Raw genomic sequence first — 15537 nt, 5'->3', positions numbered from 1 at the left:
GCCATAACAATGACGGAACCAAAGACAATATTTGAGAGCACGACACGGTTCGGGGCCGAACCGGTCGAGATGAGCATCAGGCCGCTGGATCCGGACGACGCCGCGCAATTCCACGCGCTGCGTTCATGCCCCGGTGTGATGCGCCAGAACCCGATGCGTCCGTATCCGACCTTGCAGCAGACTCAAGGCTGGCTCGCGAAGCTCGCGGCGCCGTCGATGGCGATTGCAGCGCTGGTGGGCGATACGCTGGTCGGCTCGGCCGATCTGCATCCGGGCACGCTGCGCCGCGCGCATAGCGGCTGGCTGGGTATCAGCGTGCACGACGACTGGCAGGGCAAGGGCGTCGGCACGCGGCTGATGGCCGAACTGATCGATGCCGCCGACAACTGGTACGGGCTGCGCCGTCTCGAGCTGAACGTGTTCGCCGACAACCATCGCGCGATTGCGCTGTATCGCAAGTTCGGTTTTTCGCACGAAGCGACCTTTCGCGGCGCCGTGCTGCGCGACGGCATGCTGATCGACTCGGTGTTCATGGGCCGCTTACGCGCGCCGATGGGTCATCTGCAAGCGGAAATCGAGGCGGCCGTATGAACGTCTCGTTGAAACCCGACACGGCGCATGTGATTATCCGCGCCCGCGAAGTGTCCGACCTCGACGCGATCACTTCGTTGATGAACTGCCCCGGCGCGCGGCATGGCACGTTGCAGACGCCGTATCGCTCGAACGCGACGGTCGGGAGCTGGCTCGAAAAAATGCCCGCGAACACGCTCGGGCTGTGCGCGCAGGCGGCCGGTCGCGTGGTCGGGATGATCGACGTGTTGCCGCGCATGCACCGGATGGCGCATTGCGCGGGAATCGGTCTCTGCGTGCATGACGATTACGTCGGGCGCGGCATCGGCACGGCGCTGCTCGCGGCGGCCGTCGAGTGCGCGGATACGCTGCTCGGCCTGCGTCGGCTGGAGTTGACCGTGTTCGTCGACAACCACCGCGCGATCGCTCTGTACCAGCGCTTCGGTTTCGTCGAGGAAGGACGCTCGCCAGCGTTCGCGATGCGCGACGGCAAGCTGGTCGATGCATTCCATATGGCCCGTTTCGCCGATGCGCCGGTGTTCGCTTCGCCGGTCGCGCTCGCACCGAACCCACACGCGTGAGCATGCCTTGGCCGCCTTTTTTATCGACCGACCGGTCTTTGCGTGGATTCTGGCGCTTGCGGTAATCATCGCGGGCGCGCTCGCGTTGACGCAACTGCCGGTCGCGCAATATCCACGACTCGCGCCGCCGCGTATCGTGATCGACGCCGTCTATCCGGGTGCATCGACGGAAGCCGTGGATGCGAACGTTGGCAGCATCATCGAAGAAAGTCTCGACGGTGCCGACGGGATGCTGTACTACGAAACCGCCAGCGACGGCCTCGGCAACCTTGAAATCGCGGCGACCTTCGCGCCCGGCACCAACCCCGATATCGCGATGATGGACGTGCAGAACCGGCTCAAGCAGGTCGAGCCGCGTTTGCCGCAACAGGTGGTGCAGCAGGGTATCAGCGTTTTCAAGGCCGCCAACACGTTCCTGATGCTGGTCGCGCTGACGTCCACCGATGGCACGCGCGATTCCGCGCAACTGAGCGACATCCTCAGCCGCGACATCATGCGCGAACTGAAGCGCGCGCCGGGCGTCGGTTCCGCGCAACTGTGGGACGCCGACGAAGCGTTGCGCGTCTGGCTCGATCCGATGAAGCTGCGCGAATTCGGCCTCGCCGCGTCCGACGTCAACGCCGCGATTGCTGCGCAAAACGCGAGCGTCGCGGCAGGCACACTCGGCGACGCGCCGCTGGTGGACGGCCAGCAGCTGAGCGCGTCGGTGAACGTCAAAGGGCAGTTGCTGTCGCCGGAGGAATTCGGCCAGATCGTGCTGAAAGCACACCCCGATGGCTCGGCAGTGCGGCTTGCCGACGTCGCGCGGGTCGAGATCGGCCGCGACAACTATACGTTCTGGTCGCGCCTGAACGGCAAGCCGTCGGCGACGGTCGGGATTCAACTCGGGCCGCGCGGCAACGCGCTCGAAACATCGGACGCGATTCGGGCGCGGCTCGCGGAACTGGCGAGCCGTTTGCCGCCGGGCGTCGCGGTTCAGGTGCCGTTCGATAGCGCGCGCTTCGTCAACGTTGCGATTCGCGAAGTGCTGATCACGCTGGCCGAGGCGATCTTGCTGGTGTTTCTCGTGATGTGGCTGTTCCTGCGCGATCTGCGCTACGCGCTGGTGCCGACAGTGGTGATTCCGGTCACGCTGATGGGTGCGTTTGTCACGATGTACGCATTCGGCTTGTCGATCAACGTGTTCACGATGTTCGGCCTCGTGCTGGCGATCGGCATTCTGGTCGACGACGCGATCGTGGTGGTCGAGAGCGTGCATCGCGTGATGGACGAGGAGGGCATGGCGCCGCGCGACGCGACATTGAAAGCGATGAAACAGATCGGCGGTGCGATCGTCGGCGTGACGGCGGTGCTGACCGCCGTGTTCGTGCCGATGGCGTTCTTTCCTGGCGGCGTCGGTGGGATTTACCGGCAATTCGCGGTCGCGATGATTGCGTCGATGCTGGTGTCGTCTTTCATGGCGCTTTCGTTGACGCCCGCGTTGTGCGCGAACCTGCTGAGCGCGCCTGCGCAATCGGTCCGTCAGCGTGACGCGCGACGCGGTTTGCGTGGCGTTGCCGCGCGCCTCTCGACGCGTTTCGAACAGGGCTTTGATCGCGCGTCGCGCGCCTACCGGGCCATGACGGCCGCCGCGATGCGCAGGGTCGGGCCGCTGCTCGCGGTGTATGCCGTATTGCTGCTGCTGTGCGGCGCGTTGTACTGGCGGATGCCGGGCGGCTTCCTGCCCGTCGAAGACCAGGGCCAGCTGCAGGTGATGATCCAGTTGCCGGCCGGCGCGACGCAGGCGCGCACGCTCGCCGTCGTCGAAACGACCGAGTCGATTTTGCGCATGCAAACGGCGGTGGCGAACGTGACAAGCGTGATCGGCTGGAGTTTCGAGGGCAGCGGACAGAACGTAGCGATGTCATTCGTCACGCTGAAAGACTGGGGCCAGCGCGGCGTTGATGCGATGACGCTGCGCGACACGTTGAACCGGTCGTTCAGCCGGATTCTCGACGGCAACGTGCGGGCGCAATTGCCGCCGTCGGTGCCGGGCGTCGGGCATGCGGACGGCTTCACGTTCCGGCTCGAAGATCGCGGCGGCTTGGGCCGCGACGCGTTGAAGGCCGCCCGCGACCAGCTTGCCGAGCGCGCGAAGGCCGATCCGTCGCTGGCGTCGATTCATTTCGAGGATCTGCCCGACGCGCCGCGTATCGAACTCGACGTGGACCGCGCGAAGGCGTACGCGCTCGGCTTATCGTTCGACCGGATTGCGGACGTGTTCGGCAGCACCTTTGGCTCGCACTACGTCGACGATTTTCCGGCGGGTGGCCGGATGCGCCGCGTCCTGGTGGCGGGCGATGCGTCGACGCGGATGACGGAAACCGATCTGCTGGCGTTGTCGGTGCCGAACCAGTCGGGCGCGATGGTGCCGCTGTCGTCGGTTGCGACGCGCCGCTGGACCATCGGGCCAGTCGCATTGACGCGCTACAACGGCTATCCGTCGCTCGATCTGAACGGCCGTGCGGCGAGCGGTGTCAGTTCGGGGGCGGCGATGGAGGCGATGGAGCGGCTCGCGGCGAGCTTGCCTGCGGGCATCGCGTTCGACTGGGTCGATGCGGCGCGCGAAGAACGCGCGGCGGCGCGGCTGACGCCGTTGCTGCTCGGACTGTCGCTGCTGGCGGTGTTCATGGCGCTGGCCGCGCTATATGAAAGCTGGACGATTCCGCTCGCGGTGTTGATGGTCGTACCGCTTGGCGTAGTCGGCGCCATTGCGGCGATGCTGATGCGCGGCATGCCGAACGACGTCTACTTCAAGGTTGGGATGATCACAGTGATCGGCTTGTCCGCGAAAAACGCGATTTTGATCGTGCAATTCGCGCGCGACCTGAGCCTACGCGGCGTGCCGCTGACGCGCGCCGTGATACGCGCGGCGGGCGCGCGATTTCGCCCGATCGTGATGACGTCGTCGGCGTTCCTGCTGGGCGTCGTGCCGCTGGTGCTGGCGAGCGGCGGCGGTGCGGAAAGCCGCCGGTCGATCGGTACGGGCGTGTTCGGCGGCGTCGTGACGGCGACCTTGCTCGGGCTGGTGTTTGCGCCGGTCGCGTTTCAGGCGGTGGCGGTGGTCGCGCAGCAAGGGCCGCGCGGCGCGCTGCGGCGCTTGCATGGCTATCGGCGTCAGTCGCGCGAGTTGATTCGCGATGTCAGCACATGATCGGCTCACGCGCCGTCGATCTTCGGATACGCACGCGCGAGGCCTTCGTTTTCGAAGCCGAGCCGCTCGAGGAGTCGCGCGCTGCGCAGATTGTCGGGCCGGTAATTCGCCGTTACGCGATGCAGTTGCAGCGTGCTAAAGACGTGGTCGATTGCGTTGCTCAACCCTTCGCGCGCGAAGCCGCGACCTTCGAAGCGCCGCGATACCGGGAACCTGAGATGACACGCCTGGAAGGATGCGAGACCAAAGATAGAAGTGTCATGGCGGTCTCACTGATGTGGCAACTATCGGCACCCGCCGCAGGAAGATGCGTTCGTCCGAGCAGAAAGCCGCACACCGCGCGCAGCAAGATGGACCGTCTTGGTTGAAAGAAATGGTGTATCGCGTGAACGGGTATCCCCGCTTACGCAAATAGATGATCGATTGGAAGCACGAAGGGACGACTCATGGCGCAATACGCATGAGCATGGGCGACCGTGTTCCCGGCAGAAAAATTTAAATGCCGTGTTGATTCCTCGTGCATGGGTGCCGATGCCTGCGCAACTTGAGCAAAGAGGTTTTCACGGGCAGCGCAGGAAGAATTGCATCGGGTGGATACGTCATATCAAGTTCCGCTCAACGATGAAGATAGCTTCTTGCGTTGTTGCGTTCGCGCGGGCGAGGCTCGATGAATGAAGTCCCGGCCAGTTGCTCCGATTCGCGGTAGTCCCGCATCTTATCGCGTGCGCGAGCGGGGAGTGTGCAACTTGCCGTTGCGATGTTTCGTAGCGCGTGCGACGCATCGCGCCGCGCGAATGTGCCGCTTGCTCGACCGCACTCGATATGTATTTCCCGCCAACATTTGACGTTGTCTCAGCGATCCGATATACTCTTTTTTCTCTGACGCGGGGTGGAGCAGTCTGGCAGCTCGTCGGGCTCATAACCCGAAGGTCGTAGGTTCAAATCCTACCCCCGCAACCACAATTCGAGACTGATTTCCGGCAGCACAGACGAGCAGTTGTTCGGAAACGTCTTCATAGGACGCGAAGTAACCACCGTCCCTCTTCTGTATCTCTATCGGTCCCATCAGCGTCGCAATTATTTGCCGCGCTTCATCGACGGATTCCCCCGATAACGCTTCCCTGAGTTCTGTTGTTCGTGCCTTTGCGCGTTGAGCAATTTCCGCGAACTGTTCGCTGTTGACCTTCGTCCGAGTCAAAGCCTGGGTAAGCGCCTCACGCTCGCCTTCCGCTTTTTTCAGCCGTTCCATCAGGGCCGCTGAAACGCCTATTTCCGCCAGCGCCTGCGTCAGATTTTCGATCTGCCGGTCGAGCGTGCTTACCTTCGCTCGAATCTCCCTGGCCGATCCGGCCGCATCGTCCTGTTCGTTCGCGAAATATCGGCGCACGGCCGAATCAATACCCGCCTGTGCGTCGTCGGACAGCAGTTCATCGCGCAGGATATTGAGCAATCGTTCGTCTGTCTCAGCGCGGTAAATGTTCGCGCCGTGACATGCTTGCAGGCCGCGCTCCTTTCGGGTCACGCAGCCGTAGTAACGCTGATTGATTGAAACCATTGCCCCGCCGCACTCAGGGCAGCGCAACAATCCACCGAACAGGCTGCGCGGCGCGCGTCCAGCCCCCGACGTTCCGGCGTTCAGGCGATCCGCGCCCATGCGCATGCGCACTGAGTGCCAGAGGTCATCGCTGACGATGCGGTAGTGGTCGCGGCGTTCGGTTTTCCATTCGCTTTCCGGCCGGTCCTGACGTACGCGCGCGCCCGTGTCAGGGTCCTTTATCCACTGCGAGCGGTTCCAGATATAGATACCGATGTAGGCCGAGTTATTGAGAATGCCGGAACCCTTGCGCGGTGAGCCGTACAGCGCCGAACGCATCCAGGTTGTGTTGCGCGGCGACGGCACGCCGAGGCGGTTGAGTTCGTCGCATATCCTGAAGGTGGACCAGCCCGCCGCGAACTTCTCGAAGATGAACCGCACCCACTTCGCCTGTTCGTCGTTGACGCGGTAATCGCTGCCATGCTCGCTTTTAACGAGGTCGTAGCCGTAGCTTTTGCCACCGGCGACGAACCCGCGATCCACCTGGCCGGTCTGCCCGCGCAGCGTCTTGCAGCGAAGATCATCAATATAGAGTTCGTTGACAAGGCCGCGAACCGTCCGCTGCACCTTGCGGCTACTTGAGGTTGAATCGTAGCCATCGGATACGCCGAGCACGCGGATACCGCGAAACTCAAGCCGACGCAAAATTGTTTCCTGCTCGACCTGATCGCGCGACAGGCGGTCCAGCGCTTCGATTACCAATACATCGAACCGGCCCGCCATCGCGTCGGCCATCAGCTGCTTGCCGCCAGGACGTGATTCGACACGCGTCCCACCTGAGATCCCTTCGTCCGAATGACGGGCAACAATTTCGCACTCGGCCAGCGTCGCGACGCGACGCGCACATACGTTTATTTGGTCCGTGACCGATGTTTCTTTCTGTTTGTCCGTTGAGAAGCGGGCATAGATTGCCACTCGCATTTCGATTCGTTCTCCGTGTTGTTCGCCGCTCGGGAACCCCGTACCATGTCGCGCGCTACGCTGCGCGCGAGAAGATTTATCAGGGCTTGCCATGCTTCAGGATGCTTGTCCCGCAACAATTTTAGCCTCCACATTCGTTGTAGGCTTTCAGCGCATTCCGAATCTGAGCGCTGTCCCGTTCATTCCTGTTCATCTTCGATGCCGTTCGGATCAGGCACGTTCATCGTTCCAAGCGTGTGCGGCCGGCGCAGGAAATAGACCGTGTGCGCTGTCGTCGCTTCGTCGTCCGGGTACACATGGATGTGCCATATGAACGAACAGGTGCCCCCATCCTTCGGCTGGAAGTGAACGCGATCCAGGCGCGCGTCCACGAAGCGCAAGTCGCCCAGGCCGTCGCGATCTTCGTCACGCAGCGCGAGCTTTACGCCAGCGAATTTGCCCGCCCAATGCAGCGTGCCAAGCTGTGGGTTTCGCAGTACCGGCGTACTGTCCGGGTCAACGATATCGGGTTGCCGATCCGCCTCATATAGCGAACTGCGCAGCGTCGGCGACATATCATCGAGCGCAGTATTCGGCAGGTCCGCCTTGATGGTCAGGTCGAGCGCAAGCCGTTCCTCTTCGCCGTGAAATTCCACGCGCGTGTTGATGTGTTCAAGCCTGACAGGATGATTTTCGAAGCGCATCATTGCTCACTCTCCATCCTGTGGCGTTTCGCTAAATAGAACTCTTCCAGCTCTTCGCGCTGGCCTTCGTCCGGCACGGTGCGTATCAGGTCGGCGGCAACATCGAGCGCGTCGAGCGTTTCCGCTTGTTCCAGCGCGTCCATGACCTGGGCGAACGTCATTGCAGCCACTTCGCCGCCGCGATCACGTTTCGAGCCTGCGTCAGCAGGATCGTCCTGCACGGGTTGCGCGTGCGCCGCTGCGCGTTCGGCGTTGAGCTTGTCGCTGTATGCCGTGCGCGCGATTTCCTTTTCCTGATCGGTGCGCAACTTGGTTGCAAGTTCGCCAGCCGCCGTCATTTCGCCGCTGTTCGTTGCTTCCGCGATGGCCTTCAGAACCTCGTCAAGCGTCGGCGCTGCGTTGCGTGTAGTCGCGTTCTTCTTCATGCGCTCCTTGACGCTACTTGTGCGCGACGATCCATGCGCCGCGGATTCCCGTCTGACTTCTTCGGCTGGCCCCATGTCGCGCACGCCGTTGTCGATCACGTCGAGTTCGTCGGGCGTGCGCACGCCAAATACAACCTCGGACGCGTGCAGCCGGGACCAGCGTTTGCCGGACAGGTAGGCAATCTGCTGCTTCGGGTCATCCGCCCATAACGTCGAGTTGCGCACGCGCGCCTGCTTCATCAGGATCGTCAGCACGCGCGGTTCGCGCTCACCCCTGAGCGTCGCAAAGCAACGCACCCCAACGCCTTCCTCGTCCTCAATGTTCCATGCAGGTACGCGGTATCGGACAGGCTCGCCGTGTTCGTTTTTCTTCGTTTTCGACTCGCGTTCAACGAACTGCCCGACGATCTTTTCCCAATCGCCGAACCAGTCCCAGTTGATGCGATCCACCAGCAGGCCAGATGTATTGACAGCCGCGATGATGAGTTGCGCCTCGTAACCAATCTGGTTGTTGACGAAGTGCGTTTTTGCTGCGACAGCGAATGGATTCATACCCCATTGCAGCGCCTGAATGGTCACGGCTGCGCAATTGCCGGGCTTGCCGCGATACGGTTCGGGAACGGTGACGCCAGCCGTCGCCATCAGATTCGCGAAGCGCTCGATGTAGCCAAGCATGTCGGGGTTCAATTCGAACCGTTTCAGGGTGCGCGGTTCCTCTTCAACTGTTGCGATCATTCGGCAACCTCCTTTCCTTCCTTCGGTTTGCTGTACGTCAGCGTCGTGTAATCGCACGCATCAACGCTGTACGAGGGACGGTGGACATTCTTGCGTTTGTACGCGCCACCATTGGGAAGCCGGCCGATTGCGGCTTCACCCATTGCGTGCAGGATGTGGGCGCGTGCGCCGTCGCTAACGGCCTGATACGACTTCACCTGTTCATCGGCTTCGATGCGTACGTTGTGCCAGTCCATCAGCGCCGCATCGAGCGCGATGGTTTCGCCGGTCGTGCCGGGATAGAGATGCTTCAGGATTTCAACCGCATGCCGGTGCGAGTAGTCGAAAGGCGGCGGCTCGCCGGTTTCCACGAACGTCCAGAACATCATTTCCTGGCCGATCAGCAGTTCCGAAAATTCCGGGTCGCGCTCTATCGTGTAGGTGACAAGACGGTTGCCACCGACAACCGCGCCCAGGTGCCAGGCGTCGTAGTTCAGTACCGTCAGATAGTGATGGCACTGGCACAGGTATTCGACCGGAACCTGATCCGAACCCTGTTCGCCCCACTCGCCGGAGAAGCGGAAGAAATCCGCATTGACGTTCTTCGCTTCGAAGCCTTCGCGCCGACCTTCAACGAGCCTGTCTACGGACGCAGCCATGAACTGGTACTTCGGGTGTCGGATGATCTGATTGCGACGGCGCAGACGCACACCCGTGCGATGCGCAAACATATCGGCCGCGATGGCTTCCATCGCCCGGCCGAAGCGGGTTGTTTCGTTGTCTTCGCGCTCGCCTGTTGTCTGCCCGGTCTTGTCCAGCCACAACTCATAGGCTGTCTGATAGCGCGACTGTCCGATAGCGGCGGCGGCGTCGCTGCCGCCGATGCCCTTGCGGCGCTCCGCAAGCCAGTCGTTCCTTGCATTCATGGGTCTATTCCCTGAGTGAAAGACCGCGTTGCGTCAGCGCGTCCACAACGGCCTGCACAGAATCCGGGCCAACGTGCGTAATCAGCAACAGGTCGCGCGCACGACGCTCGCACAACTCGCCTATCGACGTGATACCGGCCGCACGAAGCTGGTTGGCGATCCGCACGGACAGGCCAAGCTCCGCAATTGGCTGTCGGGCAGGCAGCGAGAAGTCGTATGCGCTCATTGCTGCGGGTCCGGCAGGACGCGGACGAACACCGTCCATAGACCTGTTTCGATGTCGCGATACTGGCCAGTGATGACCGGCGGCCGGGCCGAGCGGATCGAATCGCGGACAGTCAAGGCATGCGCATAGGCCGCTTCGCTATCTGGCGACCGGATAATGTGGTTTTCCCCACCTTCTTCATGCGGCATTGACCAGTGCTCAATAAATCCGATTGACACAATTCACTCCATGCCGAGAAACATGGATCGAAAGATAGGCGTCGAGCCGGGTTGAGTTCAAGGAAAAATATAAAGCACACTGCCGCATAAAAAATTATCAGTTGCCGCTTCCAGAACGGTCGTTTAATTTTTATTCTCATATCCATCAGCGGCTTGCGCAGCGGGTGTCGAGGATGAATTTACATAATCTGACGATAATGGTTGAAACATCCAATTTTGCTAAGTGAATGCACCTATCCCCTTGATTTTTTATAAAAAACATCTGTGTACTTCCATGCACTTGCATGCACGATTAATACAAATCAACGTAATTGACTGGGTGCCTTTTTGCGCCTAATTTTTAGTTCGTGAATTCAGCAAAGGAATTCGTCATGCTCACCGCGATAGACGATTTTCCCGGGGTGACGACACCGTAGGATGACGCGATGAATCCAGCCGACCAGGGAGCGCGCCTTACCGGCTCGGACGGCAAGACGTACCCGCGCAGCTACAGGGTCAACCGCGAAGCGATCCGCAAGGCCATCGAAGCCGATCCGACCGCGACCAACACGGCGATAGCCAGGGTGACCAGCGCGTCACGCGATACGGTTATCGACGTACGCCGGAACATGACCGCCCGCGCCGGGGCGCGGGTCGATGCACGCTACGTTGCAATGTGTACCGCCATTGCGGAATGCCATCGCGTCGATGAAGTGAAAGACCTTCGCGACAGGGCACTCGCGCTCGAAGTCTATGCAAGGCAGGCGAAGAACACCGACGCCGAACGCAAGGCGTGCGCAATCCGCCTTCGCGCCGAACGCCGCGCAGGCGTGCTGCTGAAAGAACTTGCCGAAGCGGAAATGCGGGCGACGCCGAAAGGCAACGTCAATCCGGCGAACGCGTCGCCCAAGGTGTCGCACGATTCGACACCTTCCCGCCCGCAAACGCTTGCCGATCTCGGCGTGACGCGCGATCAGTCTTCGAAGTGGCAGAAGCTGGCCGCGATTCCTGAAGCGCAGTTCGAGGAAGCGTTGCACGACCCCGCCGGGAAGCCCTCAACAGCGGCGCTTGTCCGCGAAATTCGCAACGACGTCGCGGCGACTATCAACCGGATTCCCGAGGACGTGCTCTGGATATGGGGGCGCGTGCGCGACTTCGAAAGCGACGGGTATCTGTCGAAGAATCCCGTCGCGATCTATGACGCGATGACGGACGCCATGCAGGCCGAGGTACGGCGCATCGTGCCGGCAATGACCGCGTTTCTGTGCGCAATGCTGGAAGGGGCAAACCATGACTGATTCCAGAATCGAAGGAAGTTTCGCTATCCGCGTCCCAAGACGCGCACTCATGCTGGCCGATTATGAGCGCGCGGCGTGCGTCGTACTGCGTGACGCTGAAGCGGTCACACGCTGCATAGGTGGCCGTCTGGCAGAGCTGCGCGAACAGGACGCGCGAGCCCGCGCGTTGCTGGCTGATAGCTCTGGCTTACCGGCCTGCGCGTTTCTGCTGGCACTCGGCGATGCGCTGCAGGATCGGCAACCGTAAGCGCCCGCTCGCAGTGGTCAAAAGCATTTACACACTGAGGCGGACCAATGAAACGTCCCTCGTTCCAGTTCTATCCGGGCGACTGGACTTCGAACGGCAAACTTCGCCGCTGCTCGCACTCGGAAAAAGGAATCTGGATTGACGTGCTGTGCCTGCTACACGACCAGGAGGATTACGGCACGGTTCGCTGGCCGTTGAGGGACATCGCCCAAGCGGTGCATTGCACGCTCGCCGCGCTGCGTATGCTGGCCGACAAGCGAATCCTGAAAGGCGGCGACGTGGGTGAACCTGTCGAGCCTTATGTCTACGTTCCCCGTTCGGGACGAAGGGAGGGAACGCCTGTCGTTCTGGTATGCGAACAGACCGGGCCAGTCTGGTATTCCTCGCGGATGGTCAGGGATGAATACGTGCGTACCATTCGCGGCAATTCCTCGCGCTTTGGTGCTGCTGAGGGTGACGCACCAAACCCCGCACCAAAGCCCTCCTTAAGTGACGGCTCTTCATCTTCATCTTCATCTTCTACTTCATCCAATGCAAAGACAAAAACCGCGCGCGGAGCGCGCTTCGACGCGCACGCGCGTCTTGTGTCGCTCGGTGTGGAACCTCAGATCGCAAGCGACTGGCTGACCCTGCGCAGCGGCAAGCGTCTGAAACCCACGGAAACGGCCATTGCTGGCGTTCTGCGGGAAGCGCAATCGGCTGCCTTGTCGCTAAACGACGCACTGCGCATCTGCTGCACGCGTGGCTGGGGCGGGTTTCAGGCCGAATGGCTGCTGCCTCGCTCGAACGGTGCAACCGGACCGCCGTTCGCGCGGCTCAGCCCGCGCGATGTGCGCGAGGCACGCGACCGCGAAATGATCGCGGCGCTAACCGGGCGCGATGCGTCGCGCCCGCCAAACGTGTTCGACCTTGCCCCTGAGGACGTGCGCGATGTTCCCGACCGATCAACCTGAAACCCGCGGCGAATGGCTGTTTCGCCAGATGCACGCGATCTATGGCGCGCGCTTCGTGGTGATGTGGCGCGGCGTCGATACCAACGATCTGAAACGCGTCTGGACGCACACGCTTCAGGGTGTGCCAGCCGAAGCGCTACAGGCCGGCATTGTCGCGCTCTGCGATGTGCCGCATCCACCGACGCTGCCCGAATTCCTTGAACTCTGCCGCGCCACGCGCCTACAAGCCGCAGCAAGCTGTCCGCCACGTCTGCCGCAGCCCGACCGGGCGGACCCGGCGAAGGTAGAAGCGTGCCTCGCACGCATGCGGGAAATTCTTGCGCCGCTCGCGAATCGCCGGCCCTCGCCGCAATGGGCCTTTGAAATGTTGCTACGCGGGTGCGCAAAAAACGGCGCACCGCTCACCTATGAAACGAAGCGAATCTCGATTGATGCAGTACTGTCGCCATCGGGCCGCGCATATCTGGACAACGCGCCTGCAGAGAAACGAGCGCAGTACCGCGCAGTTTTCGATGCCGCGTTCCAATTGCGCGGCGGCGTGCTGCCCTCGCGTGTACCGGGCGAAGACGACGAAGAGCCGCATGAGGCCACGGTGTGAACGCGATTGCCTTCACGATCCTGGGCGAGCCCGCCGGCAAGGCGAACAGCCGCGAAATCGTCTCACGTCGCTATCGCGATGACGCGAACCGCATCCGCTCGCGGCCGATGTCGATCAAGTCAGACAAGGCGCGCTCCTATGAGCGCTACGCGCTGCGGCAGATTCCGCCGCCGTGCCGCGTGCAACTGACCGGCCCGGTGCGCGTCAGGCTGCGGATTTTCTACGCGTCCGAACGGCCGGACCTCGATGAATCCGTGATTCTCGACGTGCTGCAGAACCGCTATGCAAGAGTCAGGTCCGGTGGCGCCAGTGTGCGCGAGTTGGTACAGGCCGGCGTCTATAGGAACGACAGGCAGGTGCGCGAGAAACACGTCTATCACGGTATCGACCGCACCAATCCGCGCACCGAGGTCGTCGTTGAACCGCTTGCAGCACAGCAGTGCGTGCTGTCGTTCGCGCACGCGCTATCGATGGAGGCCATGCCATGAACCTGCGACAGAGAGAGGTCAGAGTGATCCGTTCCGACCAGATGCGCCACCGCGCATTGCACGACGCTGCACGTTTGCGCGAAGCGCTCGCGCTGATTGCCGACCTCGCGGAAGGCACGACGAGCGCGCTAACGCTGCCCGATATCGCGCGGATTGCACGCGCCGCGCTGGTGGGTGCGGAACCAGCGGACCCGCGTCAGCAATCCGGTGCGGTGACACACTGAGTGGGAAAACCATGCACAGATTTCCAGTTGCCGAATGCGCACCGCTTGTGAGTGTCACGCTGGCAGCTCAGGTGCATGCCGAAGCGATCCGCCGCGGCGGTGTCTGGAAAGCACGGGCCGATGAATGCGCCGCGCTCGCGGTCAAATGGTATGGACGCCGCCCCTGCAAGGGTGAGGATTTGCAGACCGTGTTTGGTGAAATTTTTCGTACTGACAGGACGTAACCATGCACCGTTGTCCGTGGCCCGGTTGCGGGCAGATCGTCCCGCGCAATACGTGGGGATGTCGCCGTCACTGGTATGTGTTGCCGAACGATCTGCGTGTGTGGATCGGTCGCGCATACCGTCAGGGAATCGCGCGCGGCGAGCATCCTTCGCGCTCGTATCGGGACGCGCACCGCGCCGCGCTCGAATGGATACGGGAGCAGACCAGCGGGGCGCGATCAGCCACGTATCAAACCTTGCCAGCGGACACTAAATCCTCGCCGCCCCGGTTGCAATCCTCGCCCATCAACGCGGCATCCTCGCCGCCTCGGAAAAAATCTGAGTCTGGCCGAAGTTTGCCTCTGGACAGGCCTGCGCGGTCGCCTTAAGGTGGGTATGCAGTTGTTTGTAATTACCCACTTATTAGATAGGATTCCCGATGAAAGAGACGAAGACCACCACGAACCACGCCGCAACGAAAGCACCGGCAACGAAAGCACCGGCAACGAAAGCACCGGCAACGAAAGCACCGGCAAAGAAAACGATGGCCGCGAGTGTGGTTGAGCCGAAGGCAAAAACGACGGCGGCGAAGGCGGCTGCAAAAGCTCCGACGACGAAGGTCGAGCCGACGCCCGCTGCCGCTCCCGCGAAGGTCGCGCCGACGCCCCCCGCCAAGGCTCCCGCGAAGGTCGCACCGACGCCGCCCGCGTCGAGCCAGTCCAGCAGCGCAACGGCGCTTCCTCAAACGGCCGGCGCAGCGCTCGCTGCGCGAATCGCCGACTCGCGCGTGACTGAAGTCAGGCTGGCTAAATCGATCAGCGTGGCGCCGCGCCGCATTCGTGAAATCATTGAAGGCAAGCGCCGGTTGACGGCTGATACGGCGGTTCGTCTTGCTGTGTTCTTCGGCGACGATCCGATGACCTGGATGGGCTACCAGCTTGCGTACGAGATCGCGCAGGAGACTCGGGAGCTCTCCGGCGTACTCGCGTCGATCGTGCCCCTGGCGCGCGTCGCGCAGACCCCTGTCGTCGCTTCCAGGGGGGCGTGAGATGGCGAGGAAAAAGCCGGTCGGAATCGTTGCAAAGCTGGTCCCTGAGAGTCGTCGCCTGAGGTTTCTCCCGAAAATGCTCGGCAAATTTTTATGGCCTGTTGCAGAGAACCTGGTGTATTCCTACGCGGGCAGGCTGTCGCCAGAGTATGCACACGGGGCCTGGAATTTTTACGAACTGTCAAACGGCAGCTTCTATCTTGCGCCCTGCGCGCCCGAACGGCTGACACTGAGAATAGAAGGCAATCAGTTCGACGGAGCAATGAGCGCTGACGCGGCCGGAATCACAATCAGTCTTTTCGTACTCAACCGGCTGATATGGACGATTCACGATCAGGGCGGCGACTATGACGACCTGGTTGACCAGTATTACGCGCTACGCGAGTACGCATGCGAGCATGACGAGAACTCGCTCATCCTGAGGGCTATCGACTAGCGATCTGGCGCA

General features: G+C 61.8%; 20 protein-coding genes and 1 tRNA gene. 14 read left to right on the top strand and 7 right to left on the bottom strand.

What is annotated here, in order from left to right; all coding sequences use genetic code 11:
• Positions 1-69 precede the first annotated feature (69 nt).
• The 3 genes from OKW27_RS22270 to OKW27_RS22260 are packed head-to-tail and all read left to right on the top strand — an operon-like array spanning position 70 to position 4344.
• Positions 70-591 carry a GNAT family N-acetyltransferase gene (locus OKW27_RS22270; protein ID WP_429334886.1) on the top strand — a complete coding sequence of 174 codons (522 nt, stop codon included), beginning with the start codon at positions 70-72 and terminating at the stop codon, positions 589-591.
• The gene (locus OKW27_RS22265; protein WP_429334885.1) at positions 588-1151 is read left to right on the top strand and encodes a GNAT family N-acetyltransferase; all 564 of its coding nucleotides are present in this window, start codon (positions 588-590) and stop codon (positions 1149-1151) included. Before OKW27_RS22270 ends, OKW27_RS22265 begins: the two co-directional genes overlap by 4 nt.
• A gap of 7 nt (positions 1152-1158) precedes the next feature.
• The gene (locus tag OKW27_RS22260) at positions 1159-4344 is read left to right on the top strand and encodes a multidrug efflux RND transporter permease subunit (RefSeq protein WP_429334884.1); all 3186 of its coding nucleotides are present in this window, start codon (positions 1159-1161) and stop codon (positions 4342-4344) included.
• A gap of 5 nt (positions 4345-4349) precedes the next feature.
• Here OKW27_RS22260 and OKW27_RS22255 read toward each other — a convergent pair whose 3' ends face one another.
• The gene (locus tag OKW27_RS22255) at positions 4350-4595 is read right to left on the bottom strand and encodes a GNAT family N-acetyltransferase (protein WP_429336581.1); all 246 of its coding nucleotides are present in this window, start codon (positions 4593-4595) and stop codon (positions 4350-4352) included.
• Between the two features lie 632 nt (positions 4596-5227).
• On the opposite strand from OKW27_RS22255, the gene OKW27_RS22250 reads away from it, so the two are divergent.
• A tRNA-Met gene (locus OKW27_RS22250) sits at positions 5228-5304 on the top strand.
• On the opposite strand, the gene OKW27_RS22245 is transcribed toward OKW27_RS22250, so the two are convergent.
• The 6 genes from OKW27_RS22245 to OKW27_RS22220 form a co-directional block, all read right to left on the bottom strand.
• Complete coding sequence (locus tag OKW27_RS22245; protein ID WP_429336580.1) at positions 5261-6859, bottom strand: recombinase family protein; 1599 nt, start codon at positions 6857-6859, stop codon at positions 5261-5263. The two genes, OKW27_RS22250 and OKW27_RS22245, sit on opposite strands and share 44 nt — an antisense overlap.
• Positions 6860-7038: 179 nt before the next feature.
• Positions 7039-7545 carry a hypothetical protein gene (locus OKW27_RS22240; RefSeq protein WP_184063950.1) on the bottom strand — a complete coding sequence of 169 codons (507 nt, stop codon included), beginning with the start codon at positions 7543-7545 and terminating at the stop codon, positions 7039-7041.
• A complete protein-coding gene (locus tag OKW27_RS22235) occupies positions 7542-8609 on the bottom strand; it encodes a RecT family recombinase (protein WP_429336579.1) in 1068 nt (355 codons plus the stop codon). Before OKW27_RS22235 ends, OKW27_RS22240 begins: the two co-directional genes overlap by 4 nt.
• Positions 8610-8698: 89 nt before the next feature.
• The gene (locus OKW27_RS22230; RefSeq protein WP_429334883.1) at positions 8699-9607 is read right to left on the bottom strand and encodes a YqaJ viral recombinase family protein; all 909 of its coding nucleotides are present in this window, start codon (positions 9605-9607) and stop codon (positions 8699-8701) included.
• 4 nt (positions 9608-9611) lie between these two features.
• Complete coding sequence (locus OKW27_RS22225) at positions 9612-9833, bottom strand: DNA-directed RNA polymerase subunit alpha C-terminal domain-containing protein (protein ID WP_187617009.1); 222 nt, start codon at positions 9831-9833, stop codon at positions 9612-9614.
• Complete coding sequence (locus OKW27_RS22220) at positions 9830-10051, bottom strand: hypothetical protein (RefSeq protein WP_429334882.1); 222 nt, start codon at positions 10049-10051, stop codon at positions 9830-9832. The genes OKW27_RS22225 and OKW27_RS22220 overlap by 4 nt, the downstream gene beginning before the upstream one ends.
• A 425-nt stretch (positions 10052-10476) precedes the next feature.
• Between OKW27_RS22220 and OKW27_RS22215 the strand changes: the two genes are divergently transcribed.
• The 10 genes from OKW27_RS22215 (at position 10477) to OKW27_RS22170 (ending at position 15525) form a co-directional block, all read left to right on the top strand.
• Entirely contained in the window at positions 10477-11328 is an 852-nt protein-coding gene (locus OKW27_RS22215) for a hypothetical protein (RefSeq protein ID WP_429334881.1), read from the top strand.
• A 49-nt stretch (positions 11329-11377) separates the two neighbouring features.
• Complete coding sequence (locus OKW27_RS22210; protein ID WP_429334880.1) at positions 11378-11575, top strand: hypothetical protein; 198 nt, start codon at positions 11378-11380, stop codon at positions 11573-11575.
• Positions 11576-11622: 47 nt separating this feature from the next.
• Complete coding sequence (locus OKW27_RS22205; RefSeq protein ID WP_429334879.1) at positions 11623-12528, top strand: hypothetical protein; 906 nt, start codon at positions 11623-11625, stop codon at positions 12526-12528.
• 61 nt (positions 12529-12589) lie between these two features.
• Positions 12590-13126: a hypothetical protein gene (locus OKW27_RS22200; protein WP_429334878.1), complete on the top strand. Its 537-nt coding sequence runs from the start codon at positions 12590-12592 to the stop codon at positions 13124-13126.
• Positions 13123-13614: a RusA family crossover junction endodeoxyribonuclease gene (locus OKW27_RS22195; protein ID WP_429334877.1), complete on the top strand. Its 492-nt coding sequence runs from the start codon at positions 13123-13125 to the stop codon at positions 13612-13614. Before OKW27_RS22200 ends, OKW27_RS22195 begins: the two co-directional genes overlap by 4 nt.
• The gene (locus OKW27_RS22190) at positions 13611-13838 is read left to right on the top strand and encodes a hypothetical protein (RefSeq protein ID WP_184063986.1); all 228 of its coding nucleotides are present in this window, start codon (positions 13611-13613) and stop codon (positions 13836-13838) included. Before OKW27_RS22195 ends, OKW27_RS22190 begins: the two co-directional genes overlap by 4 nt.
• A gap of 47 nt (positions 13839-13885) precedes the next feature.
• Positions 13886-14062, top strand: coding sequence for a hypothetical protein (locus OKW27_RS22185; RefSeq protein ID WP_429334876.1), 177 nt, complete (start codon positions 13886-13888; stop codon positions 14060-14062).
• Between the two features lie 375 nt (positions 14063-14437).
• Complete coding sequence (locus tag OKW27_RS22180) at positions 14438-14605, top strand: hypothetical protein (protein ID WP_429334875.1); 168 nt, start codon at positions 14438-14440, stop codon at positions 14603-14605.
• Entirely contained in the window at positions 14586-15089 is a 504-nt protein-coding gene (locus OKW27_RS22175) for a HigA family addiction module antitoxin (protein WP_429334874.1), read from the top strand. The genes OKW27_RS22180 and OKW27_RS22175 overlap by 20 nt, the downstream gene beginning before the upstream one ends.
• A gap of 1 nt (position 15090) precedes the next feature.
• Positions 15091-15525, top strand: coding sequence for an antirestriction protein (locus OKW27_RS22170; RefSeq protein ID WP_429334873.1), 435 nt, complete (start codon positions 15091-15093; stop codon positions 15523-15525).
• Positions 15526-15537: the final 12 nt, after the last annotated feature.

This window comes from Paraburkholderia sp. 35.1 (genome assembly GCF_050436525.1).
GTDB classification, from domain to species: domain Bacteria; phylum Pseudomonadota; class Gammaproteobacteria; order Burkholderiales; family Burkholderiaceae; genus Paraburkholderia; species Paraburkholderia tuberum.
This window is presented reverse-complemented; position numbering and strand designations above follow the sequence as displayed.